Source organism: Undibacterium sp. YM2, assembly GCF_009937975.1.
Lineage (GTDB): Bacteria > Pseudomonadota > Gammaproteobacteria > Burkholderiales > Burkholderiaceae_D > Undibacterium.
Map to the genome: position 1 here is coordinate 1203192 of NZ_AP018441.1, position 26851 is coordinate 1230042.

The 26851-nt window shown below is 51.6% G+C and carries 23 protein-coding genes and 1 tRNA gene; 10 read left to right on the forward strand and 14 right to left on the reverse strand.

The genetic code is table 11. The features are described 5' to 3' along the window. Positions 1-209: 209 nt before the first annotated feature. The 4 genes from UNDYM_RS05500 to mutL form a co-directional block, all read right to left on the reverse strand. A tRNA-Met gene (locus tag UNDYM_RS05500) sits at positions 210-286 on the reverse strand. A gap of 191 nt (positions 287-477) precedes the next feature. After that, positions 478-1437: a tRNA (adenosine(37)-N6)-dimethylallyltransferase MiaA gene (miaA, locus tag UNDYM_RS05505; RefSeq protein WP_162040152.1), complete on the reverse strand. Its 960-nt coding sequence runs from the start codon at positions 1435-1437 to the stop codon at positions 478-480. After that, positions 1434-2675, reverse strand: coding sequence for a multidrug effflux MFS transporter (locus UNDYM_RS05510; protein ID WP_162040153.1), 1242 nt, complete (start codon positions 2673-2675; stop codon positions 1434-1436). Before UNDYM_RS05510 ends, miaA begins: the two co-directional genes overlap by 4 nt. A 13-nt stretch (positions 2676-2688) precedes the next feature. After that, entirely contained in the window at positions 2689-4599 is a 1911-nt protein-coding gene (gene mutL / locus UNDYM_RS05515; RefSeq protein ID WP_162040154.1) for a DNA mismatch repair endonuclease MutL, read from the reverse strand. A gap of 94 nt (positions 4600-4693) precedes the next feature. Between mutL and UNDYM_RS05520 the strand changes: the two genes are divergently transcribed. Continuing rightward, a complete protein-coding gene (locus UNDYM_RS05520) occupies positions 4694-5347 on the forward strand; it encodes a DedA family protein (protein ID WP_162040155.1) in 654 nt (217 codons plus the stop codon). A gap of 15 nt (positions 5348-5362) precedes the next feature. After that, entirely contained in the window at positions 5363-5695 is a 333-nt protein-coding gene (locus tag UNDYM_RS05525) for a hypothetical protein (protein ID WP_174244927.1), read from the forward strand. A 179-nt stretch (positions 5696-5874) separates the two neighbouring features. Here the strand turns inward: UNDYM_RS05525 and UNDYM_RS05530 are convergent, their stop codons facing one another. Then, entirely contained in the window at positions 5875-6534 is a 660-nt protein-coding gene (locus UNDYM_RS05530) for a hypothetical protein (RefSeq protein ID WP_162040156.1), read from the reverse strand. A gap of 105 nt (positions 6535-6639) precedes the next feature. After that, positions 6640-7263 carry a LysE family translocator gene (locus tag UNDYM_RS05535; protein WP_162040157.1) on the reverse strand — a complete coding sequence of 208 codons (624 nt, stop codon included), beginning with the start codon at positions 7261-7263 and terminating at the stop codon, positions 6640-6642. 98 nt (positions 7264-7361) lie between these two features. On the opposite strand from UNDYM_RS05535, the gene UNDYM_RS05540 reads away from it, so the two are divergent. Then, a complete protein-coding gene (locus UNDYM_RS05540) occupies positions 7362-8687 on the forward strand; it encodes a PLP-dependent aminotransferase family protein (protein ID WP_162040158.1) in 1326 nt (441 codons plus the stop codon). 20 nt (positions 8688-8707) lie between these two features. Here the strand turns inward: UNDYM_RS05540 and UNDYM_RS05545 are convergent, their stop codons facing one another. From UNDYM_RS05545 to tsaE, 3 genes are read right to left on the reverse strand one after another with little or no spacing between them, the layout of a single operon-like run. Next, on the reverse strand, positions 8708-9232 hold the full coding sequence (locus tag UNDYM_RS05545; protein WP_162040159.1) for a hypothetical protein: 525 nt from the start codon (positions 9230-9232) through the stop codon (positions 8708-8710). 22 nt (positions 9233-9254) lie between these two features. Next, positions 9255-10700: an N-acetylmuramoyl-L-alanine amidase gene (locus UNDYM_RS05550; protein WP_162040160.1), complete on the reverse strand. Its 1446-nt coding sequence runs from the start codon at positions 10698-10700 to the stop codon at positions 9255-9257. Continuing rightward, complete coding sequence (tsaE, locus tag UNDYM_RS05555) at positions 10664-11149, reverse strand: tRNA (adenosine(37)-N6)-threonylcarbamoyltransferase complex ATPase subunit type 1 TsaE (RefSeq protein WP_162040161.1); 486 nt, start codon at positions 11147-11149, stop codon at positions 10664-10666. Before tsaE ends, UNDYM_RS05550 begins: the two co-directional genes overlap by 37 nt. Before the next feature lie 79 nt (positions 11150-11228). Here tsaE and queG point away from each other — a divergent pair, with 79 nt between their 5' ends. Both queG and UNDYM_RS05565 read left to right on the forward strand, forming a co-directional pair. After that, entirely contained in the window at positions 11229-12305 is a 1077-nt protein-coding gene (queG, locus tag UNDYM_RS05560; protein ID WP_162040162.1) for a tRNA epoxyqueuosine(34) reductase QueG, read from the forward strand. 48 nt (positions 12306-12353) lie between these two features. Further along, the gene (locus UNDYM_RS05565) at positions 12354-13040 is read left to right on the forward strand and encodes a hypothetical protein (RefSeq protein ID WP_162040163.1); all 687 of its coding nucleotides are present in this window, start codon (positions 12354-12356) and stop codon (positions 13038-13040) included. A gap of 45 nt (positions 13041-13085) precedes the next feature. Here UNDYM_RS05565 and UNDYM_RS05570 read toward each other — a convergent pair whose 3' ends face one another. The 3 genes from UNDYM_RS05570 to UNDYM_RS05580 are packed head-to-tail and all read right to left on the reverse strand — an operon-like array spanning position 13086 to position 16615. Then, positions 13086-13976 carry an AEC family transporter gene (locus UNDYM_RS05570; RefSeq protein ID WP_162040164.1) on the reverse strand — a complete coding sequence of 297 codons (891 nt, stop codon included), beginning with the start codon at positions 13974-13976 and terminating at the stop codon, positions 13086-13088. Positions 13977-13994: 18 nt separating this feature from the next. Next, a complete protein-coding gene (locus UNDYM_RS05575; protein WP_162040165.1) occupies positions 13995-14585 on the reverse strand; it encodes a response regulator transcription factor in 591 nt (196 codons plus the stop codon). Positions 14586-14626: 41 nt separating this feature from the next. Beyond that, positions 14627-16615, reverse strand: coding sequence for a PAS domain S-box protein (locus UNDYM_RS05580; RefSeq protein ID WP_162040166.1), 1989 nt, complete (start codon positions 16613-16615; stop codon positions 14627-14629). A gap of 172 nt (positions 16616-16787) precedes the next feature. Between UNDYM_RS05580 and UNDYM_RS05585 the strand changes: the two genes are divergently transcribed. From UNDYM_RS05585 to xerD, 5 genes are all read left to right on the forward strand, one after another. Next, positions 16788-17792, forward strand: a complete 1005-nt coding sequence (locus tag UNDYM_RS05585; protein WP_162040167.1) for a TRAP transporter substrate-binding protein — start codon at positions 16788-16790, stop codon at positions 17790-17792. A gap of 104 nt (positions 17793-17896) precedes the next feature. After that, positions 17897-18448, forward strand: coding sequence for a TRAP transporter small permease (locus UNDYM_RS05590; RefSeq protein WP_162040168.1), 552 nt, complete (start codon positions 17897-17899; stop codon positions 18446-18448). Next, entirely contained in the window at positions 18445-19725 is a 1281-nt protein-coding gene (locus UNDYM_RS05595) for a TRAP transporter large permease (protein ID WP_162040169.1), read from the forward strand. The genes UNDYM_RS05590 and UNDYM_RS05595 overlap by 4 nt, the downstream gene beginning before the upstream one ends. 446 nt (positions 19726-20171) lie before the next feature. Continuing rightward, positions 20172-20705, forward strand: a complete 534-nt coding sequence (locus UNDYM_RS05600; protein WP_162040170.1) for a methylated-DNA--[protein]-cysteine S-methyltransferase — start codon at positions 20172-20174, stop codon at positions 20703-20705. Next, positions 20696-21619: a site-specific tyrosine recombinase XerD gene (xerD, locus tag UNDYM_RS05605; protein WP_232063724.1), complete on the forward strand. Its 924-nt coding sequence runs from the start codon at positions 20696-20698 to the stop codon at positions 21617-21619. The genes UNDYM_RS05600 and xerD overlap by 10 nt, the downstream gene beginning before the upstream one ends. Before the next feature lie 67 nt (positions 21620-21686). Here xerD and UNDYM_RS05610 read toward each other — a convergent pair whose 3' ends face one another. Together UNDYM_RS05610 and UNDYM_RS05615 are read right to left on the reverse strand one after the other, a co-directional pair. Continuing rightward, positions 21687-23684, reverse strand: a complete 1998-nt coding sequence (locus UNDYM_RS05610; RefSeq protein ID WP_162040171.1) for a S9 family peptidase — start codon at positions 23682-23684, stop codon at positions 21687-21689. Between the two features lie 129 nt (positions 23685-23813). Further along, complete coding sequence (locus tag UNDYM_RS05615) at positions 23814-26684, reverse strand: TonB-dependent receptor domain-containing protein (RefSeq protein WP_162040172.1); 2871 nt, start codon at positions 26682-26684, stop codon at positions 23814-23816. Positions 26685-26851 lie beyond the last annotated feature (167 nt).

Here is a 26851-nt window from a genome sequence, read left to right on the forward strand (position 1 = left end):
TTAAAGTATTTCGTGATAAAAGAACAGCTCAATTATTACCAATTTAGAAGCATGTCCGAAGATTTTTGGAATTTTTCTTGCTTAATCGAGTATTTTTGAATGCAATGTTAATTCAATAGACTGCGTAAATTGATAAAGACAAAAACCCGCTGTAGCCTAAGCTAGTAGCGGGTTCTTTGCATCTGGCAGATCGCTCTGCAAGAAAATTCTGGTGGTGATAGGTGGACTTGAACCACCGACCCCAGCATTATGAGTGCTGTGCTCTAACCAGCTGAGCTATATCACCAAGAAGCCTGCGATTATGTCAGTTTGGCTTTTGGCTGTCAATATGCAAAACCAGATTTTGATGGAAACTGCGGCTATTTTTGCTTAAAAAGCAAAGCATTTCTGGTTTTGTGTCTGAATTATGCTGCGTATTGTTAAAAATGAGGTTTGCACCGACAGTCCCAGCAACGCTTGTAGTGAGCTTGGCTGGGTTCACTCTGGGCTTGCCAATGCCTGCCTGACGCTCTCCATGATCTGTGCCTGGGCGTCGGTTGCCAGGCAGTCGATGATGATGCGGTTTGGCATGGATCTTAGCCAGGTGACCTGGCGTTTGGCGAGTTGGCGGGTGGCGATGATGCCTAGTTCGCGCATTTCTGCGAGCGTGGTTATGCCATCGAGATAATCCCAGGCTTGGCGGTAGCCTACGCAGCGTATGGATGGCAGGTTGGCGTGCAGGTCTGGTCTTTGTTTTAGGGCTTTGACTTCGTCAATAAAGCCTTGCTGGAGCATGGTGTCAAAGCGCAGGGCGATGCGCTGGTGCAGGACGCTGCGCTCTGATGGTTCCAGCGAGATGGCGTGCATGTCGAAAGGCGGCGCGGCGCGTTCCTGTTTGGCCAGCAGGGCGGACATGGGCTGGCCGGTGATGGCGATGATTTCCAGGGCGCGTTGTATGCGCTGGCTGTCTTGCGGTTTGAGTCTTGCTGCGGTTTCGGGGTCCAGCGTTGCCAGTCTGGCGTGCAGGCCGGGTACGCCTATGCGGGCGGCTTCTGCATCGAGTTCTGCTCGTATGGCCGAGTCTGCGGCTGGCAGGTCGTCCAGGCCATCCATCAGGGCTTTGAAATACATCATGGTGCCGCCTACCAGCAGGGGTAGCTTGCCCCTGGCTTGTATCTCGCTGACCAGTCTTTGTGTGTCCTTGCGAAACTGAGCTACTGAATAGGATTCTGCCGGGTCGATGATGTCGATGAGGTGGTGGGGTACTGCGGCCAGTTCTGCTGCATTGGGTTTGGCCGTGCCTATGTTCATGTCGCGGTAAACAAGGGCAGAATCGACGGAGATGATTTCTGCCGGATAGTGGCGCGCAATTTCCAGCGCAGCGGCGGTTTTGCCTGAGGCGGTAGGCCCCATGATGGCGATGACTTTTTGTACTGACGTAGTTGTGTGGATATTCATACAGGTTGTTCTGCCGGGATCAGTGCTGGTAAGACACGAGCGGCGATAAAAATCAGGCTGCCCATGCTGCAGGCGATGATGGCGAGCGGATACACCGTGCCATTATGCGTGGCACCAACGATGCTGCCGACGATAAAGGCGACCAGCATATACAGCGCACCTATGAGGCCTGCGGCAGTGCCCGCCTGCTGTGGGAAGGGCGAGACAGAATTGGATTGCGAAATAGGGAAGTTGATGCCATGCGCACCCATGGTCATGAACATGATGGGCGGTATCATGGTCCAGTGCTGTACGCCTGCCAGTGTCATTGCCAGAAAAGTCGCGCCAGCAGCGAGAGAGAGGCTGCTGCCCATGCGCATGGTGATTTTGGTGCCAAAGCGTGCATGCAGGTGGCGGCAGACTACGGTGCCACTGAGGTAGCCGGATACGCCAAAGGCAAAACAATAACCAAACCAGGCGGTTGGTAAAAGCAGCACCTTGATCAGTACAAAGGATGCGCCAGAGATAAAGACAAAGATAGACCCATAAGACAAGGCACCCGGTAAGGCATATACCCAGAACACAGGCGCACCCAGCACGATGCGGTAATTGCGCAGCAAGCCGCTGACATTGGTGGCTTTGGCGTCTTTATACAGATTGGTTTCTGGCAGGCGCAAGATGACCATGATGAGCAAGGCCGCTGCCAGCAGGGCATGCACAAAGAATGCTGCGCGCCAGCCCAGATTGACTTGCAGGAATGAACCCAGGATAGGCCCCAGCAAAGGCGCGGCAGATACCCAGCTACTGGCCTTGGAAATGACCTTGATGCTGTCTTGCGGATCATAGGCATCGCGCACGATGGCTCGCGCAATAATGACAGCAGAACAGCAACCCAGTGCTTGCAGGAAGCGTGCAATGATCAGCATGCCCATGCTTTGCGATGCGCCACACAAGAGGCTGGCGAGCAGGTAGAGGCTTAACCCTACGATGACAACAGGGCGGCGGCCAAAGCGGTCAGATAGCGGGCCTATGACCAGTTGCGCGCCACCAAAGCCAGCCACAAAAATGGACAGCGTCAGTTGCACGGTAGAGGCCGGCACATCAAACACTGCCGCAAGGCTGGGCAGTGATGCCAGGTACAGGTCAGTCGATAGCGGTTGCAGCATCAGGAATGCGGCAATCAAAAAGAACAGCGGCGCTGTCGAGAACTGGGCGATGGCCTGCGCTGGCTGGTTCATGGCTGCTTCTGGAGTCTGCACTTTATTTACCACATCACTGCCCACGCAAGAACATCTTGTCGAGATCATTCAAACCCAGTTGCACCCAGGTTGGGCGACCGTGGTTGCACTGGTCTGAGCGTTCGGTATGTTCCATCTGGCGTAGCAGGGCATTCATTTCAGACACGGTCAGGCTGCGGTTGGCGCGCACGGCGGTGTGGCAGGCCAGGGTGCCGAGCAATTCATTACGCCTGTCTATCAACACGCGCGAGCCACCAAATTCACGCACTTCACGCAAGACATCGCGTGCCAGTGACTGGGCATCGGCATTCTTCAAGAGGGCTGGCACTGCGCGCACGGCCAGGGTGGTCGGCGAGATGGCGGCCATATCAAAGCCCAGTGCCTTGAGCGTGTCCTGATGTTCTTCTACCGTGCCAACTTCTACGCCATCGGCAAAGAAGGTGACGGGGATCAGCAGGGGTTGCACCGGCATGCTGTTTTCATCCAGGGCGTTTTTTAATTGCTCGTAAAGTATGCGTTCATGGGCGGCATGCATGTCTACCAGTACCAGACCCTTGCTGTTTTGTGCCAGCACATACACGCCATGCAATTGGGCGAGGGCAAAGCCCAAGGGATAATCATCATCTGGCAGGCTGTTGGCGACCTGGCTGGCGGGTGCGTAGCTGGCACCGGCCTCATTGACGCCAGCACCGTTAGCACTGGGGCGGAAGAAAGCGCCATAGCTTTCCATGCTTTGGGTGACGCCGCCATTAGGCTGTGGACGGTAAGGATTTTGGTAGGCATTGCCGTAACCGCCACCACTGCCAGCACCTCCACCAGCATAGGGGGATGGGTTGGCAAACTGCGCGGCAAAAGTGGTTTGCTCGCCAGATATCCATGTATTTGCCCCAGCCTGCGGCGCTACGCCTGCCCCGGCGGCTGTCGGGCCGGGCACGGTACCAAAGGCTGTCGCCGATGTTTGCGCCAAGGCGCGGCTGACTGCATGAAATACAAATTGATGCACAGAGCGGCTATCGCGGAAGCGTACTTCTATCTTCGATGGGTGTACGTTCACATCGACCAGTGCCGGGTCCAGGTCCAGCCCCAGTACATAAGATGGATAACGGTCACCGTGCAATACGTCCTGATATGCAGCACGTACGGCATGTGTCAGCAGTTTGTCGCGTACGAAACGGCCATTGACGTAAAAGAACTGCGCATCAGCACGGGCTTTGGATGCAGTAGGCAGGCCTACAAAGCCGTGTATGCGTAAGGGGCCAGCACTTTCATCGAGTGACAGGCGGGCATTCGAGAATGCCTCCCCCAAAATCTGCGCACTGCGCTTGTCGATGGCGCTGACATTCCAGTGATCTACTGCCTTGCCATTGTGGCTTAAGGAGAACGAGACATCGGGTCTGGCCAGGGCGATGCGGCGCACGATCTCGGCGCAGTGGCCAAATTCTGTCTGCTCAGACTTTAAAAACTTGCGTCTGGCCGGAGTGTTGTAATACAGGTCTTGCACATCTACCGTCGTGCCTTGTGCGCCGGATGCGGGTGAGACCTTGCCGTTTTCGATCTGCCAGGCATGGGGGGCATCTGCGGTGCGGGTGGTCAGCGTCAGCAGTGATACCGAGGCGATGGAGGCTAAAGCCTCACCGCGAAAGCCCAGGGTGGCGACATGCTCAAGCTCATCCAGGCTGGCGATCTTGGAGGTGGCATGGCGGGCTACGGCCAGTGTTAACTGGTCTGGCGGTATGCCGCGGCCATTGTCGGTGATGGCAATGCGCTTGACGCCGCCTTCTTCAAGACGGATGACAACATTGCTGGCACCGGCATCGAGGGCGTTTTCCAGCACTTCCTTGACGACGGCAGAAGGCCGTTCCACGACTTCGCCAGCGGCGATCTGTGAGATCAGGTTGTCGGGCAGTGCCTGTATGGGGCGATGGGTAGCAGGGTTCGAATTCATGCCATGATTATACCTGTCAGGCGTCTCAGACATTGCCGTCTGGTGTATGATTGCGGCGGCTTTATGTACAGACTATCTAGACCCTGGGACAATAATGGATTTTATGCAACTCCTCGACGTGATCTTGCATGTCGATAAAATGCTGGGCACTTTCGTTACGCAGTATGGCGCACTGGTGTATGTCATTTTGTTTGCCATCGTATTTTGTGAGACGGCTTTTGTTGTTTTCCCTTTCCTGCCAGGGGATTCGCTGTTGTTCATTGCCGGTGCGCTGTGCGCCGCGCCCGATGCCCCCATCAATGTCTGGGTGCTGATCGCCTTGCTGGTGATTGCCTCCATCACTGGTAACTCCATCAATTACTGGATAGGCAGCCTGCTAGGGCACAAGGTCATGGAAAAAGATTTCCGCTGGATAGACCGCAATGCCTTGATGAAAACGCATATGTTTTATGAAAAACATGGCGGCAAGACGGTGGTGCTGGCACGTTTTATCCCTCTGGTGCGTACCTTTGCACCTTTTGTGGCAGGTTTTTCCGAGATGACGCACAAGACTTTCCAGCTCTACAATGTGCTGGGTGCCCTGCTGTGGGTGTTCAGCGTGGTGCTTGCTGGTTATTATTTTGGCAATATCCCTATTCTGCGTGACCATTTGAATACGGTAGTCTTGGTTGGCGTTGGTGCTGCAGTCATCCCGGTCGTGCTGGGTGGCCTGTGGCGACTCTTCAGGGGCAAACGCAAACCTTCTTGAAAGCGGGTTCTTATCTTGAAGCCCCGGCAGACTTCATCCACGGTTATCTGGTTGCAAGCCAGTGCACCAGCCAAGCCTGCCCTGGGTCAGTCTTGCAATGGTTGTGGGGTGTGCTGCGCGGCTGAGCCTTGCCCGGTGGCGCGGGTGTTCTTATTGCAATTTCGTGGCAGTTGCCAGGCGCTGGAGTGGCATGCGGATGTGCAGCAATATCGCTGCGGGATGTTAGTGCAGCCTGCGAATTATGTGCGTTTGCTGCCGATTTCGTGGCAGTGCTGGTTTGCGAGACGGGTAAAGCGCTGGATAGCGGCGGGTACGGCTTGTGATTCGGATGCCAGTGTGGGTGGGTAATATTATGGATTGGGCCATGTTGTTGGACTGCGGATTGTAGCTTGGGCTACGGGATATCAGCCCAACACTCGGCTTCCACAAACGCATACGATTATTTAATCGCCCAGTGTTGGGCTGGTGAAGCGTAGCCCAACCTACGATTCCGGCCCAACCTACGCACTATCCAAGCTCTTCACTCCCTACCTGAATATAACAGGCAATACACTCGCACAAAACAGGGCTGCGGCGATATTGCACACAACCAGTTTGCGGGGCGCACTTAAATCTGGCTTCAAATCATCTGCGCGCATTTTTTCTTCCAGGGCTTTTGCTATTTTTTCTGCGGTCTCTTCGCGGCTGCCTGAGCCAGCGGCAGGGTTACTTTCCAACACCCGGCCTATTACAGAAATAAAATCAAACTTTTGCAGCAATGAGCTAAAGACCAGCTTGTTGACGGCGGATTGCTCCCCCATTTTATTGAGTTGTTCGGTGATTTTTTCATGAATGGCCGCACTGGTGCTGCCTGCACTATGGGCTTTGTCCAGCAACTGTGGGTAGCTGTCGGTCAGTTTGCCAACGACGAACTGGCTCAGGTCAGTGCCATGGCGCTCTGCCAGAAAGTGCAGAGCAGCGGCAACACCCTGCTTTTTACCCACGAAGAAATACAGGATGGGGGCCAGCAAGGTCGTCACGCAAAGCAATAATAATGGCAAGCCGCTATGGCCCCTGCCAGCCCAACTGGTAAACAACAATAATAAAACCATGTTCAAGAACACCCCGAAGGCTGTGTAACCGATGAGGCGTGAAGTGACTTTTACGCCAGCCAGGGCGCTTACATTCAAGATGGTTTTGATTGCCATAGGGGCGGATATTTCCTGTAAGAGGGCGAGAATTGCCCTCATTGGTTAGTCTATGGCGGTAAATCATAGCATACAGATAACAGTGCCCCCTGAAATGCTTTGCCGCTAGCGTGTCATTAGCAATAAACGCAAGGCCAGCAGGGACAGTACCGCCGCCAGTATGCGTGCCTGCAATTTGGCGACTTTGGCGTGGCGCATCAAGGTCTGGCGTATCACATGGCCAAAACTGCTGAGCAGGCTATGGAATACAGTGCTGATGATGGTCAGTGTTAAACCCAGTAGCAATAATTGCTGCGTGACCATGCCTGCTTGTGCATCGACAAATTGTGGCAGGAACACCATGAAGAATAACAAGGCCTTGGGATTGAGCAGGCTGTTCAGGCAAGACCGGGCAAAAACTGTGCGTAACGCCACTGCCTGAGCCGTAGCTGGTATTGCTGAAGCAGGATTACGCAGGGCCTTGTAAGCCATCCACAGCAAATACATTGCGCCCGCATAGCGTATCAAGTCAAACGATGGTGGCCATGCCGTGATGATGGCGGTGATGCCGCAGGCGGTCAGCAGCGTCAGAATGATGTCTGCCGCACCTATGCCCAGGGCAGCAGCGACACCGCCACGCACACCATATTGCATGCCGCAAGTCATGACAAAGGCCATGTTAGGGCCGGGCGAACATAGCAAGAGCAAAACTGCAATGCTGAAGGTGGCGAGAGTACTCAAGCTGATCATGGTGGCTTCCTGGTGATTGCTGAAAAGATGCAGGCAGTGTAGTCTCTTGATCTGATACAGTAAAAAAATTGTTCTAGATACTTTCTTGCTGCTATTTTATGGCCCTGGCTCGCTACAAATCCATCGTTGATGATTATGCTACCCGCATACGCAGCGGCAAATTACGTCCCGGTGCGCAATTGCCTACCCTGCGTAAACTCATGAAGGAACATGGCATTGCCCTGGCCACGGCCTCACGCGTTTATGCCGAACTGGAAGCACATGGCCTGGTTGCGTGCGAAATGGGGCGTGGCACTTTTGTACGCGATACCAGCCTGCCGCGCGGCCTGGGGCTGGAGCAGCAGACTTTGCAAACTGGTGCGGTAGATCTGATTTTCAATTATCCCTGTCTGCCAGGCCAGGATGAAATGTTGCGCGAAGGCTTGCGCGCTATCGCCAGTTCCGGCGACCTCGATGCTTTATTGCATGCGGCACCACAAGGTGGTCGCCCGCATGAACGGCAGATTATTGCCCTGCATTTACGCAATCGCGGCTTGCGTCTTCCCGTTGAACAGGTGCTCATCGTTAATGGCGCACAGCAGGCGCTGGCGGTGACGGTGCTGGCCTTGCTGGCACCCGGCGACATCCTGGTCATGGATGCGCTGACTTTCCCCGGCATGAAAACCCTGGCGCAATCAGCACGGCTGGATGTGGAAGCCTTGCCGCTGGCAGAAGGTAAATTGAACTTGCCAGCCCTGGCGGCGCTGTGCAAACGGCGTCCAGTGCGTGCCGTGTATGTGATGCCCACCATGCATAATCCCATGGGCACGGTGATGACAGATGCAGAACGCCAGCAGCTTGCCCAACTGGCGCAAAAGCATCAATTCTTGATCATCGAAGATGGGGCTTATGCCTTTCTGGCAGAACCTGCACCCAAGCCTGTGTTTACTTATGCGCCTGAACAGACGGTGTATATTTCCGGCCTGTCAAAAAGCGTGGCATCGGGTTTGCGCATAGGCATGCTGGCTGCGCCGCCAGCATGGATACCTGCGCTGGAAACAGCAATACGCGTCACCTCAGGTAATACACCCTCATTGATGATCGCCCTGGCTTGCCGTTGGATAGAATCTGGTGTTGTCGATGAACTGGAAACAAGAAAGCGCAAGGACGCCAGGCAAAGGCAGAAGCTGGCCCGAGCAGCGCTGCATGCTTGCATGCTGACAGCGCATCCCTCTTCTTATTATTTGTGGTTGAGTTTGCCTGACACTTTGCGGGCAGAACAAGTTGCCACAGCGTTGGCAGAGCAGGGCATTATGGTGGCAACCGCCGATGCTTTCAACGCAGGATTAACTGCGCCACAGGCTTTGCGGCTGGCGATAGGATCGGTTCCGCTGGATGTACTTGAACAGGCACTGACAAAGATAAATGAGGCATGCTGGCCTTAGCGAGCCTTAAGCACTGTGATTTAACGCGCAGGAAATTTTTTCATCTCGCTAATTTTTACCTGCATACCATGTCCTGTGGGTAAGCCTGTCAGGCATTGCGCGACCGTGACATGTTTTTGACTGGCTTTGATTTCACCACAGGACAGGCCCTTAGTGGTTTCAAAAACCTGCGTCTTGCCAAGATAGTAGGTATTGCAGAAATCGACATCATGCCCGGGTGACATGAATTGGCGCACAACTGCCTTGTCCAGGGTTTTTATACGCCCTTTGTAAGTTTCAATACCATGATCATAGTAGGATCGTATGTATTCCACTTCCTGTAGGGGCTGGGCTGTGAACAAGGCAAAGTATTTGGCCGAGATGCGGGTTTCTTCCAGTTCTTTTACGGAATAATCCCCGCCTTTTATCTTTTGTTCTATCAATGGCAGGGCAGAGGAGCAACTGAGAACTTTCATTTCCACATAAACGGGAATGTCGGCTATATCTTCGGCTCGGCCAGGTGCAGCAATTGCCAACATCAGCACGGACAGAATCAGTGATTTCAATTGTTACCACCCATTGATATTCTCAGGTCATACGGTTTTTAGCCAGCGGCGGGTTCTTGGAAAAATATTTCTTGATACCCTTCATGACTGCATCTGCCAGTTGATCCTGGTAGGCATTGTCGGTCAGCTTGGCTTCTTCTTCCGGGTTGGAGATGAAGGCGGTTTCTATCAAGATGCTGGGAATGTCAGGTGCTTTTAATACGGCAAAGCCAGCCTGTTCAACTGAGCCCTTGTGCAATCTGTTGATGCCGCTGATTTCACTAAGCACGACCTTGCCCAGCTTGAGGCTGTCATTGATTTGCGCCGTCGTTGATAAATCGAGCAAGACGCTGGCCAACTGCTTGTCATGGGTCTTGATATTGACGCCACCGATGAGGTCGGCAGCATTTTCTTTATCTGCCAGCCAGCGGGCGGCGGTCGAGCTCGCCCCTTTTTCTGACAGGATAAATACCGATGAACCGCGTGCGCTGGAATTGACAAAGGCATCTGCATGCACGGACATGAACAGATCAGCCTGCACGGCGCGGGCTTTTTGTACCCGGACATTCAGCGGCACAAAGTAATCTGAATCGCGGGTCAGCATGACGCGCATATTGGGATGCTGCTCTATCTTGGCCTTGAGGCGTTTGGCAATCGCCAGCACCACATCTTTTTCACGGCTGCCGCCACGGCCTATGGCACCTGGGTCTTCACCGCCATGACCAGGGTCGATGGCGATGGTGATCATGCGCGTCAGCTGTACCGGTTTTTCCTGCTTTTCTATGGCTGGCGCACCGGGTTTGATTTCTGGTTGCGGATCGAGCTTGATTTCTGGCTTGGGCTCCACTTTGGGTTCGGTTTTGCCCGCGAGTATATCGGCAGGGTTTGCCGTAGCTACCGGTGCCTGGTTGATGGCACCGGGTTCCTTGTTCCATTCGCCTTTTTCTATCAAGGCCGCGAGCGGGTCTGTTGGATTGGCAGGGTAAAGATCGAATACCAGCCTGTGCTTGTAATTACCCACTGGTGGCAGGGTAAATACCTGCGGGCTGACTTCTTCTTTGAGGTCGAACACCAGACGCACGACGTTGGGGCGGTTCTGGCCCACGCGCACTTGTTTGATGTAGGGGTCATTCGACTTGATCTTGGCGACCAGTTCCTTGAGCTTGGCATTGAGCTCCAGGCCTTCGATATCGACAAACAGGCGATACGGGTCTTTCAGCACAAAATGATTGGTTTTGAGCTCACTGTCATTTTCCAGCGTAACGCGGGTATAGTCTTCTGCCGGCCAGACGCGCACGGCTAGTATCTGTGCCGCCCTGGCAGCAGGTGCCAGGACTGAGAGCAGCAGGGTACCGCCTGCCTTGAGCAGGACGCGGCGTTTTTGGGTGCGCGCTATAGTACTGGTGGCAGCACCAGTGGCAGTACCTGGCGTACTTTCAGGCTTTTCAGCGTTTACAGATTCGGGGCGAACTTGAGTGATGCGAGACATGCGATACCTTTAGCAGACAACGCGTGCAATTCTACCTCACGACCGTCACCGGCGACGTGCAAAAATACATTCAAATCGGGTTCTGGCAGCACGCCGTCGGCTTTTTCTGGCCATTCAACGACGCAGATATTGCTGTCATTAAACTCTTCCCTGAAGCCTGCCTCGGCAAATTCATCTGCACTGATCATGCGATACAGGTCAAAATGCATGATGGTGACAGCCTGGCCCTTGATGCTGACCTGGTAAGGTTCGGCCAGGGTATACGTAGGGCTTTTGACGTTGCCGCTATGGCCTGCGGCATGGATCATGGCACGGGTCAGGGCAGTCTTGCCTGCACCGAGGTCGCCATGCAAAAAGATACTCATGCCCGGTGTCAGCGCATGCGCCAGGCATTTGCCCAGCGCCTGGGTAGCTGCTTCATCGGCGAGTGTGGTCTTATAATGTGACATTTCCTGCAAAGTTCCTATTCATGAATCTGCCTAACATAGCACAACACCCTCAATCTGTGTACTACAGAGGGGCGGGCTCGTGAGTCTGGACAGCACAGCCCTGGCCGACCTGGCAGGGCAAATACGCCTGTGGGGCAAGGAGCTGGGCTTTGCCGAGTTGCGCATAGGTGACGTCGATCTGTCACATATAGAAGGCAGCTTCGAGGCCTGGCTGGATGCTGGTTACCACGGCGAAATGGCCTACATGGCCAGCCATGGTACCAAACGCACCCGTCCGGCGGAGCTGGTGCCAGGCACGGTCAGGGTGATTTCTGCCCGCATGAACTATCTGCCCAAGACAGAAAGCTGGCGTGCCGAAGAGCAGGGGCAGGCGGCAGACAAGGCAGTGATCTCCCTGTATGCGCGTGGCCGCGACTACCACAAAGTCTTGCGCACCCGCCTGCAACAACTGGCTGAACGCATAGAAAAAGCCATAGGCCCGTTCGGTTACCGGGTCTTTACCGATTCTGCCCCTGTCATGGAAGTGGCGCTGGCGGCCAAGGCTGGCCTGGGCTGGCGTGGAAAACATAGTCTGTTACTCAGCCGCGAAGCTGGTTCGATGTTCTTTCTTGGTGAAATCCTGATCGACATCCCCTTGCCTGTTGATGAACCAGTCGGCCAGCACTGCGGGCAGTGCAGCGCCTGCATGGATGTCTGCCCGACCAAGGCCATCGTTGCACCATATACCGTCGATGCGCGCTTGTGCGTGTCTTACCTGACCATTGAATTGCACGGCAGCGTACCGGTGGAATTGCGCCCTCTGATAGGTAACCGGGTATATGGCTGCGATGATTGCCAGTTGGTCTGCCCCTGGAACAAGTTTGCCCAGGCTGCTGCTGTCGATGATTTTTCGGTTCGCAATGGTCTCGACAATGCCCGCATGGTGCATTTGTTTGCCTGGACGGAAGAACAATTCCTGCGCATGCTGGAGGGGAGCCCTATACGACGCATAGGGCATGAGCGCTGGTTGCGTAATATTGCGGTTGGGCTGGGGAATGCGGCGGTCAGCATGCGGGGAGATGCTGAGATCGTGGCGGCTTTACAGGCGCGGCTGGGTCATCCTTCTGAGATGGTGAGGGAGCATGTATTATGGGCGTTGAAACAGCATGGTAATTGAATTGCTTATCACCACTGTGACTCAAAATGAAGTGAAAACCCTAAAATCATGAACCTGAATATAAAACGCCTGCTAGTTATTGGACTGCTGCTAATTGGTTCATTGATCGGGGTGCTGCTATTGAATTTGAATAAACAGAAAGCTGAACAGGAGCGGCTACGTTATACGATAGAAGGTGAATTAACCTTGGATAAAGTTGCCGAGTTCGAAAAGCAGCTCAAAGCCCATCCTGATATCAATGAACTGGAACTGCGCAGCTCCATAGGATCTGGCAGTTCGGCAGGGATTATTATTAATAGAATGTATGCATTAATTGATGCCCGACAAATGCGTACGTTCGCAAGAGGGCAATGCGCATCTGCTTGTGCTTTTGTATTCTTATATGGTTACGAGCGTACTTTGCTGCCACCACAAAACACAAACATATCTACCCACCTGATGGTGCATGCCGGGAGAAGTAACACTACCGGAGAAATCAATTACGGCGAAACCGACAGGGACTTTAATAAAATTATTGCACGCAGTAATGGCAAGCTGAACATGGCTTTCCTGGAGAAGGTATATGATGCAAAAAACAAAGGTGGAGGATTGTATTTCGTGCGTGATGGCGAAGTGACTGTGGCAGGTAGAGAATATGTCTTCTTCTGTACTGGAGAAGAACTGAAAAGTAAAAAACCTTGTGAGCCGTATAAGGGTATCAAGCTTGAAGACCTTGGAATAAAAATAGCTCAGTAGTACAGCCTGGCAAGCTAGCTTGGTAAACAGGATTATTAATGAGCGCTAGCGCACCAAACTCAACCATACCGGCAAAGTCAGCACCGACAACACCGTGCTGGCAGAAATCAGAAATGCCACGAATGGCCCGTTGCCGCCCATGCGTGCTGCGAGTACATAAGCACTCGATGCGGTAGGCAGGGCGCAAAAGACGACGGCGATTTGCAATTGCAGCGGCGGCAATTCCAGCCAGCGGCCAAGGAACAGAGCGATCAGGGGCAGGGCCAGCAGTTTCACCGATAAAAAGTAGGTGGCTATACCCTTGGCCTCACGCAGGCCAGACAGGCGCATGCCAGCACCAACAGCGAGCAAGCCCAATGCGATTGAGGCATTGCCCAGCCGCGACAGGGTAGCGGCAATACCTTCAGGCATGGGTATTTCCAGCACACTGAACAAGACACCGCTGGCGGTGCCGACGACCAGCGGGTTGCTGGCGATTTCTTTCATGAGTCTGCCGCTATTGTGTGCCAGTGCATACACCGCACCCATATTACAGAGCGGTACCAGAAAGCCTATCAACAAGGCCATCAGTGCGGTACCCTGGTCACCTGCGAGACGTGAGGCAATCGCCAGCGCGATGTAGGAATTGAAACGAAATGCGGTTTGCACACCCGATTCAAATATCCTGGGTGCCGTGGTAAACATGAACTTGGCCAGCCAGCCCAGCAACATACCGCAGGCGGTTGTGATCAGGGCGACTTGCAGCAAATGGCCAGTCGCATGCAAGTCAAAGCGAGTGCGCGATGTCGTATAAAACAGCAGGGCCGGGAACATGATGAAATAAACGATCTTTTCCACCCCGGCCCAAAAATGTCCGCCCCAGTGCGCATGACGTGCCAGCAGAAAACCGATCAATATCAGGCTGAAGTCGGGGAAGAGCAGGGTGAAGATGGACATCGGCTTTACTTCAATTATTTACTTGAGCAAGCCCGCCAGCTCTACTGCAGTCTTGACCTGCATTTTGTCAAAGATATGGGCGCGGTGTACTTCCACCGTGCGCATGCTGATACCGAGCTGGTCGGCGATGACCTTGTTCATTTTTCCCAGCAAGATCAGGTCCAGCACTTCTTTTTCCCGGGCAGACAGGCTGGCAAGACGGTCATGGACCAGCGCGGCAGAACCTGCCTGGCGCGAGATGGCCAGGGCTTCCTGCACTCTGTCCATGAGCTTGTTGTCGTTGAAGGGTTTTTCAAAAAAATCAAAGGCACCGCGCTTCAGTGTATCTACTGCCATCGGTACATCGCCATGGCCAGTCAGGAAAATCACGGGCAGGCGTTTGGTCAATTGCCGGGCTGCCAGCATTTCAAACAGATTGATGCCGGTCAGGCCGGGCATGCGCACGTCCAGCAGGATGCAGTCGCCCTGGCTGTCAAAGATCAGGGGTTTGTCGAGGGCCAGCAGGAATTTTTCTGCACTCTCATAGCTGTGTGCGGCGATCTGCCTGGACCTGGCCAGCCATGATAAAGAGTCACGTATGACCTCTTCATCGTCAATAATATGTAGCATGGTATCTCCCGTTTTTTGTGTGGCGCATTATGTATTTCTTGTTAACTTGATGCGCTCGGATAGTCTTGTATAGGTATAGCGAATTGGAAAATAGTACCACCGGCAGGGTTTTCATGATGTGAGAGCTTGCCGCCGTGGAATTCTATGGCAGTGCGGCAAATGTTCAAACCCATGCCCATGCCTGCAGACTTGGTAGTGAAAAATGGCGAAAACAGTTTCTCGGCCACTTCTACTGGTATGCCGTGACCGCGGTCAGTCACACTGACGATAATCTGCTGTGTGTCTTCATCCAGCGCAGCCTCTACCCGTAGTATACGTTTTTCAGGTGCCGTGGTTTGCATGGCCTCTATGGCATTTCTGGTCAGGTTCAGCAAGACTTGCTCCAGCAATACCCTGTCTGCCAGCACCAGTGGCAACTTGGGCCTGACCTTCCATTGCAGGGCGACATGGCTGGCCTGCGCCTGTAGTTCTACCAGCGGCATGGCACTTTGTATGAGGTCGGCAATTTGCAGGGGCTCACGGGCAGCTTCGCGTTTTTTTACGAACTCATGCACGCTGCGTATGATTTGCCCTGCACGCTGCGCCTGGGCATTGACTTTTTCGAGCGCACTTTGGAACAGGCTGCGGTCTATCATGCCCGCCTGCAAGAGGTTGACGGCCCCTGTGGTATAGCTGGAAATTGCTGCCAGTGGCTGGTTCAGCTCATGCGCGAGCATGGAGGCAATTTCACCCATGGTCGCCAGTTTGGCGCTGGTGTGCAGCTTTTCTTCCTGCTGACGAGTCAGTTCCTGGGCGCGCCTGAGCTCAGAGATATCAAGGATGGAGCTCATCCAGCCAGCTTGCTTACCCTGTTCATCGATGAGGGCAGATTCATAGATCAGTACCGGGATGCGCTCGCCGCTGGCATGCTGGTATGTCGTCTCGAAACCTTCGGACGGCACGGTACCCGCCAGTAACTGGGTAAAGCGCTGCTGGTATTCTTCTATTGCTTCAGGTGCCCAGTAAGGCATGGGCGGCATGCGCCCTATGATTTCTTCTGCCGGGAAACCCACCATGCGACAAAAAGCCGGATTGACATAAGTCAGGCGGCCTTCCATGTCGCGTGCACGCAAGCCGGTGACCAGGGAGTTTTCCATGGCGGCGCGGAAGGTTACCTGCTTGCGCAGCGCCCCCTCTGCCGCCAGCCGCCGGTTGATATCTCGCCACAGGGCCAGCAGGCTCCAGATCAATCCTATTGATAACAGGATGACCGACAATACCAGCAAGTTCGACAAAAGCTTGGGTTCGGTTTTGATGCTGTTGGTGCGCAAGACCAGGGTCAGGCTGGGTAATTCCCAGGCGCGGCTGTGGGTATACACGTTTTTGCCGCTGCCACCGGCGCTCCGCTCCGCCAGGATGCGGTCGTCAATGTCGGTGATGGTGATCTGGTTATCTTGGGCAAACCACCAGGGCACCAGCTCTTCCAGGATGGCATTCATGCGGTAACTGATCATGATGCTGCCTACCCGGTGATCGTCTTTGATCAGAGGGATCTGGCAATGCATGAGATAGGCATTCTTGGCATTGATTTCCAAAACCGGCTTCATGCACACCGTTTCTTCGCTGACATCAAGTTCGCCAAATTCAAACTTGGGGAGGGGGATCCTGTCATTGTTCGCCGGTATGACCTCGCGGGTATCGACCAGCAATTTATTGTTGGCGTCATACCAGGCGATGCGCTGGATTTCACGGTTGTTCTTGAGTATGGTGCGAAAGCGATCAAGCACGGCATCTTTTTGCAACTTGGCCGATTTGATTTCATTGCCTATCTGGCGCAAGACTTCGTCATTGCGGTTGAGCTGAAATTGTATGGCCTGCTCCACCCATAGCGAATCAGCGATCAGTTGCTCCTGACGCTCATTGGCTTCCATGCGCTGCGCCTGCCACGGTAACCAGATCAGCGTGGACAAGAATAACAACAACAGCAAGATGGGAATAATCCAGCGCCACTTTTGATTGGGCCAGGATTGGGAACGGTGAAGGCTTTTCATGACCCTAGTTTACTTCAGAGCGTGATTTATCGACAAATACATCGCACAAACACTGCATAATCATTACACAAACATCGCACAATAATTAAGCCTTGTGGTTTTCCACAGTTGCAAGATAATGCTGCGGTTGAAATAATCAGTGTAATAACCCTTATAACGATTGGAGACTTAGATGAAATTGAAATCCCTGTTGTTTTCCCTGGTGGCGGCTTCTTTGGTGAGTGGCGCAGCATTCGCGCAAGCTCCCATTGTTATCAAATTCAGTCATGTTGTCGCAAATGACACACCAAAAGGCAAGGCTGCTGAGCGTTTTAAGGAATTGGCTGAAAAAGCCACCAAAGGCCGGGTTAAAGTTGAGCTTTATCCTAACAGTACCTTGTACAAGGATAAGGAAGAACTTGAAGCCCTGCAACTGGGGGCAGTGCAGATGCTGGCGCCTTCATTGGCCAAGTTTGGCCCTTTGGGCGTAAAAGAATTCGAAGTCTTCGATTTGCCTTATATTTTCCCATCAAAAGATGTGCTGTATGCCGTCACTGAAGGGGCAATCGGCAAGGATTTGATGAAAAAACTGGAGTCCAAGGGTATTACTGGCCTGGCATTTTGGGATAATGGTTTCAAAGTGATGTCCTCCAACAAACCCATGCACTTGCCAGCTGATATGAAGGGGCAAAAACTGCGCATACAATCTTCGAAAGTGCTGGATGCACAAATGCGTGCATTAGGTGCCAATCCACAGGTACTGGCTTTCTCTGAAGTGTATCAAGCGCTACAAACAGGTGTTGTTGATGGTACAGAGAACCCGCCATCCAATTTGTACACGCAAAAGATGCATGAAGTACAAAAGCATGTAACGGTGACCAATCATGGTTATCTGGGATATGCTGTCATTGTCAACAAGAAGTTCTGGGATGGTTTGCCAGCAGATGTGCGCACTCAACTGGATGAAGCGATGAAATCGGCAACCAAGTACGCCAACGCCATCGCTCAGCAAGAGAACGACAATTCGCTGGAAGCAGTCAAAAAATCTGGCAAAACCACAGTCTATGTTCTGACAGACAAAGAAAAAGCTGAATGGCGCAAAGCTTTGTTGCCAGTTCAGAAGGATATGGAAGGTCGCATAGGCAAGGATTTGATCGCCAATGTGAATAAAGAAGCTGTCAAACTCGGCTTTAAATAATATTCTGCCTGCCACCATGACATGGTCGTGGTGGCATTCTCTACAGTCTGCGCGTCCGCGCATGGTTCCGGGTCAGCGTTCTGCTACCCAGTTCAGGAGCTTATATGAAATTTCTGGATCACCTCGAAGAATGGCTGATCGCGACCCTCATGGGCGCGGCCACCATTGTTATTTTTATTGCGGTAGTACACCGCTACTTGTCTGGTTTTGCCATACCTGGCTTGCAAGATGCCTTGTTGAAGCTTAATACCAGTTGGGCGCAGGAACTGACCATCTATATGTTTGTGTGGATGGCAAAGTTTGGTGCAGCCTACGGCGTGCGCACCGGCATCCATGTCGGTGTTGACGTGTTGATCAATAAAATGAATCCGCAATGGCGTAACAAGTTTGTCGTGCTGGGTTTGCTGTCTGGAGCTTTGTTCACGGGTATCGTTGGCACCCTGGGTGCAAGTTTTGTCTGGGAAATGTCACATACTGACCAGACTTCAGCTGATATGGAGATTCCGATGTGGTGGGTGTATCTGGCAATACCGCTGGGATCTTACCTGATGTGCTTCCGTTTCCTGCAAGTTACATGGAATTTCATCAAAACTGGTGAGTTGCCCAAGCACGATCACGCCCATGTTGAAGGTCTGGACGAAGAGGTGAAAGCATGAACGCCGCGATTATATTTATCCTGCTGTTAGTTCTCATGCTGACAGGCATGCCGATTTCAATATCGTTGGGTCTGACTGTTCTGACTTTCTTGTTCACCATGACCCAGGTACCTATCGAGTCGGTGGCCCTGAAATTATTTACTGGTATTGAGAAGTTTGAAATCATGGCGATTCCATTCTTCATTCTTGCAGGTAATTTCCTCACACATGGTGGTGTGGCGCGGCGCATGATTAACTTTGCGGCCTCTATGGTAGGGCACTGGCACGGTGGCTTGGCGTTGGCTGGCGTTATGGCTTGCGCGTTGTTTGCGGCAGTTTCTGGTTCTTCTCCGGCAACCGTGGTGGCGATTGGTTCCATCATTTTGCCTGCGATGGTGAAGCAGGGCTATCCAAAGGGTTTTGGTGCTGGTGTAATTACCACCTCAGGAGCCCTGGGTATCTTAATCCCACCATCTATTGTCATGGTGATGTATTCAGTGTCCACCAATACATCGGTGGGGCAATTGTTCATGGCGGGCGTCGTGCCAGGCTTGTTGCTGGCTTTCTTTTTGGGGCTGACAACCTGGTTCCTGGCGAAGAAACACAATTACCCCCGCATGCCCAAAGCGAGTTGGACGGAACGCTGGGCTGCATTCCGCAAGAGCGCCTGGGGATTGCTGCTGATAGTCATCGTCATGGGTGGTATCTATACCGGCATGTTCACACCAACGGAAGCTGCTGCAGTGTCTGCTGTGTATGCCTTCGTTGTCGCCGTGTTTGTCTACAAGGACATGACCATCAAGAAAGTACCCAAGGTCTTGCTGGATTCTGCTGCGATGTCAGCGATGCTGTTGTACATCATCACCAATGCTGTTTTGTTCTCTTTCCTGATGACCAGTGAAAATATCCCGCAAGCCATGGCAGGCTGGATCATGGACAAGGGCTTTGGCATCATCAGCTTCTTGCTGGTGGTGAATATACTTTTGCTGTTGGCTGGTAATGTGATGGAACCGTCATCGATCGTGCTGATCATGGCACCTATTCTGTTTCCGGTTGCGATGAAGCTGGGTATTGATCCTGTTCACTTCGGTATCATCATGGTGGTCAATATGGAGGTGGGTATGTGTCATCCTCCAGTGGGCTTGAACCTGTATGTGGCGTCAGGAATCACCAAAATGGGGATTACTGAATTGACTGTGGCTGTTTTGCCATGGCTGATGACGATGATAGGCTTCCTTTTGTTGATTACCTACGTACCGCAAATCACAATGTGGTTGCCAAATTTGATTTACAAATAAGTTAAACAAAGTAAACTGACCAAAGTTTAAAAGAAATTGCCGTGTTTCCCGCAAGGAAATACGGCAATTTTTATTTTGGCAGAATTTAAATTGGTGTTGCCTAGCACATTTTTTAGGTTTATGATCGTTTTTCACATATCTGCAACAATGCACCGTTTTGTATCATTTTTGTTTTGAAAGCCAAAACTTGTCATGCTATATTCACGGCAGTTCAGATTTTTGCAAGACTAAGATCAATAAGAAAAAGGCACACAGGTTTAAAAGGCGGTAGTGCAAAATAACGGTAACGATACCGTACACACTGAGGAGACGCGCGTTTTTACTACAAGCTGAGTGGATGTGATAAATTAAAAAAAATCGCATACGCTAAACAGCCGAAAACGCGAAAGATGTTTTAAGGGCGCATCGGATGATGCGCCTTTTTTCTTTTGTCAAAAAGGAAAACCATGTCGAATAAAGAAGCTAAGGAATCCAGGGAAACGGGCTTTTTCTCCGCCATCGTCGAAGCCCCTTTTGGGGCCGTTGGCATACGTTGCGAAGACCAGAAAATCAGTGAACTGGTTTACTTGCCGCCACGTTTCCAGGAAAAAGCACCATCAGACAAAGTGGCTGAAAAAGCCGCCAGGCAAATAGCGGCTTATCTGGAAAATCCCGACTTTCAATTTGACCTGCCTTTGAAAGAGGCCGGCACGGCATTTCAGGGCAAGGTGTGGCATGCTATTTCTTCCATACCGCGCGGCCAGGTGCTGACCTACGGCCAGATTGCCAAGCATATACGCTCGGCACCACGTGCGGTTGGCCAGGCCTGCGGTGCCAACTGGTACCCGCTGGTTATCCCATGTCACCGCGTGACTGCTGCTGGTGGCCTGGGGGGCTTTGCCCACAATGATGATGAAACCGGATTCCACCTTGGTGTAAAGCGCTGGCTGCTGACACATGAGGGCGTGGCCGGCTTTACCCAGGAAAAATTGTGGAAGTAAAACCGCTGCCTGTCATCTTGCCGGAAAAATTGACGTCGCAAATCGATCAGTTTTGCGACGCACTATGGCTGGAAGACGGGCTGGCAAAAAATACCATAGAGGCTTACCGCCGCGACATGCGCCTGTTTGCCGAGTATTTGCACACAGATCAAGGTAAACATCTGTACGAAGTCAATCATGCTGACATAGGCAATTACATTGCAGCCAAACACGGCACATCCAAAGCCAGTTCTGCTAACCGGCGCATGAGCGTACTAAAGCGATTTTATTTGCTGGCATTCCGTCAAAACCTGATCAGTGTCAATCCTTGCACCAAATTGCGCTCGGCCAAACAGGGACAGCGTTTGCCCAAAACCCTGAGCGAAGCCCAGGTCGTTGCCTTGCTGCAGGCACCGGATGAGACCAATCCCCACGGCTTGCGCGACAAGACCATGCTGGAACTATTGTATGCCTGTGGCTTGCGTGTCAGTGAGTTGGTGGGTTTGCGCTCCATAGAAGTCGGCTTGAACGAAGGCGTGCTGCGTATCACCGGCAAAGGCGACAAAACCAGGCTGGTGCCGTTTGGCGAAGTAGCCCGCGCCTGGCTGGAACGCTATCTGCGTGAAGGCAGGCCAGCCATACTGAATGGCCAGATAGATGATGCCTTGTTCGTCACAGCCCGCGGTGGTGCCATGACCCGGCAGATGTTCTGGATACTCATCAAGAAGTATGCGACACAGGCTGAGATTACTACCCATTTGTCACCCCATACCTTGCGCCATGCTTTTGCGACACACCTGTTGAATCATGGTGCCGATTTGCGGGTAGTGCAGCTGCTGTTGGGTCATGCGGATATTTCAACGACGCAGATTTATACGCATGTGGCACGTGAACGTCTGAAAAAGTTGCATGCGATACATCATCCGCGTGGCTGAGCAAATTTGTGGCAGACAAAAAAATCCACGCTGATCAGCGTGGATTTTTTAATTGAAGCGCATTGATTTATTTTACTGCCGTATTCTCATCCAGGAATTTTTCTACCCTGGTCCAGAAATCGACATTGTTTTTCAATAAACCCCAGACATGCGCTTCTTCTGGATAAACTATCCATTCCACTTTTTTGTTGTGCGCTTTGACTGCGTCGTAAAACTTGGTACCGTGAATAATGGGGACGCGCACATCTGCACCGCCATAGGCCAATATCAAGGGGCTTTTAAGCCTGGAGGCTTGTTGCAGTGGCGATGTACGCTGCAACTGTTCAGCATCTTTTTGTTGATCACCAATGAGCTTGGGCATGCCGAATTTGGTCCAGGCGTTGCCTGCCGTATCACTCCAGGAAACGTCATACAGCAAATTGATGTCTGATACGCCTACCCAGCTAATGCCACAACGATACAAATCGGGTTCTTTGATCAATCCCATCAGCACAGCGTAGCCCCCATAACTTGCGCCTGCAATACAGACGCGTTTTGGATCCGCATAACCCTGTTTGATCGCCCACTCGCGCGCGTCCGCTAAATCATCCTGCATTGCCAGGCCCCATTGTTTCCAGCCAGCCTCGTGCAGTTTTTTACCATATCCTGTGCTGCCACGAAAATCCGGCTCTATGACTGCATAGCCACGGGATGCCAGAAATTGTACGGCAGGTGTCCAGTTCCAGTGACCACCCCTTAGATAGGGGCCGCCATGTACCATTACAACCAGAGGCAGGTTTTTTGCAGGACGCCCTTTTGGCAAGGTCACATAAGCCGGAATTTCCATGCCATCGCGGGCTTTGTACCTGACAAAATCACGATAGGCCATTTTGCTAGTATCAATATCAGGAAGGACTTCACCCAGGGGTGTTAGTTTTGATGTAGCTGCATTGAATAGTAAAAAACTGCCTGGATGCGTGTCCGAAAAAGACTTGACGAGTCTGATGTCAGAATCTGGATTTCTTCCTATGTCAACATTATTTACCCTATCTGGTAACAAGGCATCAATTTGGCCTTGTATCCTTTTCTCTTTTTCATCTAACCATAGAGTACCTGGGGCATCGCTCTCATAACGAATGCCGGCAATTTTATTCTGCTTACTGTTAAACAGTATTCTGCCTTCAAAATCAAAGCCATTTAGTTCCATTAAAGGGGAAGCATCCAGTGCTTTCTTTTTAATGTCGTAGCGATAAAGCGCAGCAGTGTCCTTGCCGTTGCGCGCAGTGACGTACAGCTCGCCCTCAGAACTGATAAAAATTGGGACATACCCATCTTCTATGGTTCCATCAAATTTATTTAACAATACCCATGGTGTGTTTTTATTTTCTTTGTAGTGGACGCCGGTGATCCCATCTCTGTTTGATACGGCAATGCGAATTTGCCCGGATTGGTCTTGTAAAAAACTTCCTGAATTTGGTGGTACGCTAACGATTTCAGCTTGTCCGGTACGAGTGTTGACTCTGAATAAATTGATGCCTGAATTTACGCGTTCGGTAGAGGGCTGCCCAACATATACATCATCTGAATTTTCGCTATTAACAGGACTTATAAATTGAGTACTAGCCGGTAGCATACGAAATTTTGGTGCCTCGATGCTGCGGATCCGATCAATTATTTGTCGCGAGTTTTTGCCATCTTTGTCGATTGCAAACAGACCGGTGCCAGCATAGGTGTCGCCTGCACCGGTTTTTTTATCAGAGATTCCGTAAACCAAGCGGTCATTGTTGACCCAATTAAAAAACACTACATCCAGGTTACTGTAGCGAGCCACTACTGTCGGTGTTGCATCACCCTGAGCATTCATCACCAACAACATGGTGCGATTGCTGGTATCTGCTGCCAGGAAGGCGATAAATTCTGCATTCGGTGACAATAGCGCATCGGTAAATTGTGCACTCTTGAAAAAATTTTCAACGGGTATAGGTGTTTCTCTGGCCTGTATTGCCTGAGCATTGACAAGCACCCACGTCAAGGCAAGCATCAATTTTAAAACTGGTTGTGTGATGCGCAGATATATAGTTCGCATATGTTCTCCAGACTTGAATGTATCGAAGGTAAAGCGCGTGGTTTAAAAAAAACGCCTCGTTACACGAGGCGTTTTTACTCTGCAAGATAGAAGCAAACAAACTTCATTCACTTCCCAAATTGCTGGTGATTACCAGAATTTGTAATTCGCGCTAACTGTGAAGTAGCGACCCAGCGGGTTATGCAGAGACTGGTTATAGCCAACTGTACCTGCACCCGGATCATACGGCGCTTTGGAATCAAACAGATTCTGGATGTTGCCGCTGATAGTCAGGTTTTTGATACCTGTGTAAGCATAGTTGACATCGATCGTAGTCCAGCTTGCGATCTTACAATCCATATTGTAGTTGCTGTACTTAGGCAGACCACCGAGGCTGTAGGCTGTGGATGGTTGACCAGTACCGTAGTAGCAATATGGAACTGGGTATTCAACAGTACCATCGTAACGACGCAACAGGGAGACTGAATCAACAAAGTTGATCGAGCCACTTACTGCGTGCGCTCCGTTGGTCCATGCTGTGCTCAGGGATGCTTTCAGTTTTGGAATCGCACCACGATTCAAAGCCCAGTTAGCAACACCAACATTACCGCCAACCAGGTTGAACTCTGGATCGCCAGGTGAACCAGCACTTCTGTAAGAGAAGATATAGTTCAGGTTCAGTTTGGTTGTCAGGTTACCGTAGGCACCCAAAGAAGTACGCAAGGTCGTGTCGATGTCCACACCAGTTGTTTCTGTACTACCCTGATTGATGTATGGGGTAAACACAGAGAAAATCGGGCCGGAATTTGGAATCACATTGCCATTCGCGTCCTTGATCCATGTACCAGGATTGGTATCACGGATAACCAGGCCAGGATACTGGGCTGGATGCTGGATAACAACGTCAGTACCCAGCAAGGCAACTTCGCCTTCTTTCCTGATTTTGTAGAAATCCAGTGCGACGTCAAAGTTCTTGGTCGGTGCCAGGATCAGACCGATAGTCAAGCTCTTGGAGGTTTCTGGTTTCAGGTCAGGGCTGGAACCGGCAACACCGGAAATGCTCTTGCTGCAATCAGACTGATCTGCACCAGTTACCGCTGTTACGCCATCTGGGCAACGGATAGGATCAGCTGTCGTGGTGAAGTACTGTGTACCACCTTTAACAATCTGATTCAAAGCCGGAGCACGGAAGCCTTCAGCATAGGTACCACGGAAAGAAATGCTGTCGTTTGGTGTCCATTTCAGGCCCACTTTTGGTACAAAAGAACCTTTCAGATTTGGATATTTATCGTAACGACCGGCAAAATCCATTTCAAAAGTTTTGCTGAATGGTGTGCGCAATTCTACGAAAGCAGAGCTGACATTACGCTCGCCAGACAAGAATTGATTGACCAGGCCCAAAACGTTACCGCTTGCTGTTGCAGGGTCAGGCGTCAACTGCATTTTTTCTTTGCGCAATTCAAAACCTGTCGCCAGGCCAATTGCACCACCAGCCAACTGGCCGATTTCAGTACTGGCTTTGGCATCCCACTGAGTAATTTCAGAGGAATTGTGGTTGACCAGTGGACGACTGACGGATGGGTCAGCAGCTACTTGAGCAATCGATTTATTTTGCGTGATCAGTTTTTGAACAGCGTCTAACTGGATGAAGCCATTCAAGGTTTCTTCACGTTTGACTTTATTCCAGAGAATTGCTGTTTCCCAATCCCAGTTGAAATTGCTGCCCTTGATACCTGCTACCAGACGTGCTGCATCATTTTCATTTTTGGAGCCGCCAGGAATATTTTCAAAGCGGTACAAAATCGCTGCACGAGAAGTCGGGAACGGATTGTCAGGATGGCCAACAGGCAAGATCGCCTGGAAGCTTGCAGCTGCACCCAGTTGTGGGAACGCAGACGCTGCTGTACGGCCGTCGATAGTACGTGATACGCCAGTGTATTTGCGTTCTGTTTTGGAGTAAGCGAATTCACCGAAAGCGCTGATATTGTCATTGATGCGCAATTGACCGCGGGACAGGAAGTTAATATCCTGAGCTGCGCCTTGAGATTCAAGGTATTGGTTACCGTTATAGTTACAGAATGTACGGCCTGTCAGGTAGCTGGTCGCTGCCAGGTTGTACTGCGGGCCACCCACCAGTTGCTGGGAAGTAGGGCAGTTCAGCGCATTGACGATATTCGCATTAGGGAATGCGCCACTGGTGAAGAAGGAATTGCTGCCAGGTGTACGTTCTCTGAAGAAGATAGGGCTGGCGCTGATAGAGCTGTAGTAAGGAATCAATGTCGCATTGATATCCTGGTACATGCTTTTTTCCCAGGCAGTAGCATCTTGCAGTTTGGTGCTGTCGCGCTTGGAGATATCCAATGTCGCAAAGACGTTGTAGCCGTCGTTGGAGAAATTACCTACACCAGCGAAAATATTGGCTTTTTGACGGCCAAATTTGCTGTGGGCATCAGAGGATACAGAGGCAGAAGCTTGCGCGCCCTGGTAATCCTGCTTGGTAATAAAGTTGATGACACCGGCAATAGCGTCAGAGCCATACACCGCAGATGCGCCATCTTTGAAAATATCAATGCGTTCAAGCGCAGAGATAGGGATCGAATTCAAGTCATACAGTGTGGATTGACCGTCGTTTGGATTGGCATACGCTGCTGGCGTCATGCGGCGGCCATTCAACAGGATCAAGGTGGACGAAGAACCCAGTCCACGCAAGGATGCAGTTGCGACACCTTTGGAGAAACCGCCATCGACGTTATCAAGCGCGCCGCCCGTACCGATCGCAGGGATTTTCTTCAAGAAGTCAGTGACAGTTGCAGCACCGCTTTCACGAATTTCTTTTGCAGTAATAATTTGTACTGGAGACGTACCTTCTTTATCCGTGCGCTTGATGTTAGAGCCGGTAATTTCAATACGTTGTGGTGCTTCAGTCTGAGCGTGGGCAAAACCCCCGATCAGCATGGAGCCAGCAAATACGCTGAGCGCCAGGCGCACGGACTGCACGCCTATTTTTTCTTTAAATATCATTATTGTTCCCTCTTTGTTGATAGACCAGATGCAATCGGGTGCCGGATCCGTTTGGCAGACAGGTTTAGTTCAGAAATTTTGTAAATTTACAAACAATCCTGTGCTGCTGCCTGATGAAATGCTGCCAAATCCATCCTCTTTATAATTGCGTGCGGGAAGTGAAAGGC

Excerpts from the sequence above, each read along its gene's own strand:
- UNDYM_RS05580 (WP_162040166.1), bottom strand. The coding sequence starts at position 16,615 with ATGAAAAGCCTTCACCGTTCCCAATCCTGGCCCAATCAAAAGTGGCGC.
- UNDYM_RS05550 (WP_162040160.1), bottom strand. The coding sequence starts at position 10,700 with ATGTCTCGCATCACTCAAGTTCGCCCCGAATCTGTAAACGCTGAAAAG.
- tsaE (WP_162040161.1), bottom strand. The coding sequence starts at position 11,149 with ATGTCACATTATAAGACCACACTCGCCGATGAAGCAGCTACCCAGGCG.
- miaA (WP_162040152.1), bottom strand. The coding sequence starts at position 1,437 with ATGAATATCCACACAACTACGTCAGTACAAAAAGTCATCGCCATCATG.
- UNDYM_RS05600 (WP_162040170.1), top strand. The coding sequence starts at position 20,172 with ATGTCGAATAAAGAAGCTAAGGAATCCAGGGAAACGGGCTTTTTCTCC.
- UNDYM_RS05615 (WP_162040172.1), bottom strand. The coding sequence starts at position 26,684 with ATGATATTTAAAGAAAAAATAGGCGTGCAGTCCGTGCGCCTGGCGCTC.
- mutL (WP_162040154.1), bottom strand. The coding sequence starts at position 4,599 with ATGAATTCGAACCCTGCTACCCATCGCCCCATACAGGCACTGCCCGAC.
- UNDYM_RS05595 (WP_162040169.1), top strand. The coding sequence starts at position 18,445 with ATGAACGCCGCGATTATATTTATCCTGCTGTTAGTTCTCATGCTGACA.
- UNDYM_RS05530 (WP_162040156.1), bottom strand. The coding sequence starts at position 6,534 with ATGGCAATCAAAACCATCTTGAATGTAAGCGCCCTGGCTGGCGTAAAA.
- UNDYM_RS05540 (WP_162040158.1), top strand. The coding sequence starts at position 7,362 with ATGGCCCTGGCTCGCTACAAATCCATCGTTGATGATTATGCTACCCGC.
- UNDYM_RS05590 (WP_162040168.1), top strand. The coding sequence starts at position 17,897 with ATGAAATTTCTGGATCACCTCGAAGAATGGCTGATCGCGACCCTCATG.
- UNDYM_RS05585 (WP_162040167.1), top strand. The coding sequence starts at position 16,788 with ATGAAATTGAAATCCCTGTTGTTTTCCCTGGTGGCGGCTTCTTTGGTG.
- UNDYM_RS05565 (WP_162040163.1), top strand. The coding sequence starts at position 12,354 with ATGAACCTGAATATAAAACGCCTGCTAGTTATTGGACTGCTGCTAATT.
- UNDYM_RS05535 (WP_162040157.1), bottom strand. The coding sequence starts at position 7,263 with ATGATCAGCTTGAGTACTCTCGCCACCTTCAGCATTGCAGTTTTGCTC.
- UNDYM_RS05575 (WP_162040165.1), bottom strand. The coding sequence starts at position 14,585 with ATGCTACATATTATTGACGATGAAGAGGTCATACGTGACTCTTTATCA.
- UNDYM_RS05520 (WP_162040155.1), top strand. The coding sequence starts at position 4,694 with ATGGATTTTATGCAACTCCTCGACGTGATCTTGCATGTCGATAAAATG.
- UNDYM_RS05570 (WP_162040164.1), bottom strand. The coding sequence starts at position 13,976 with ATGTCCATCTTCACCCTGCTCTTCCCCGACTTCAGCCTGATATTGATC.
- UNDYM_RS05610 (WP_162040171.1), bottom strand. The coding sequence starts at position 23,684 with ATGCGAACTATATATCTGCGCATCACACAACCAGTTTTAAAATTGATG.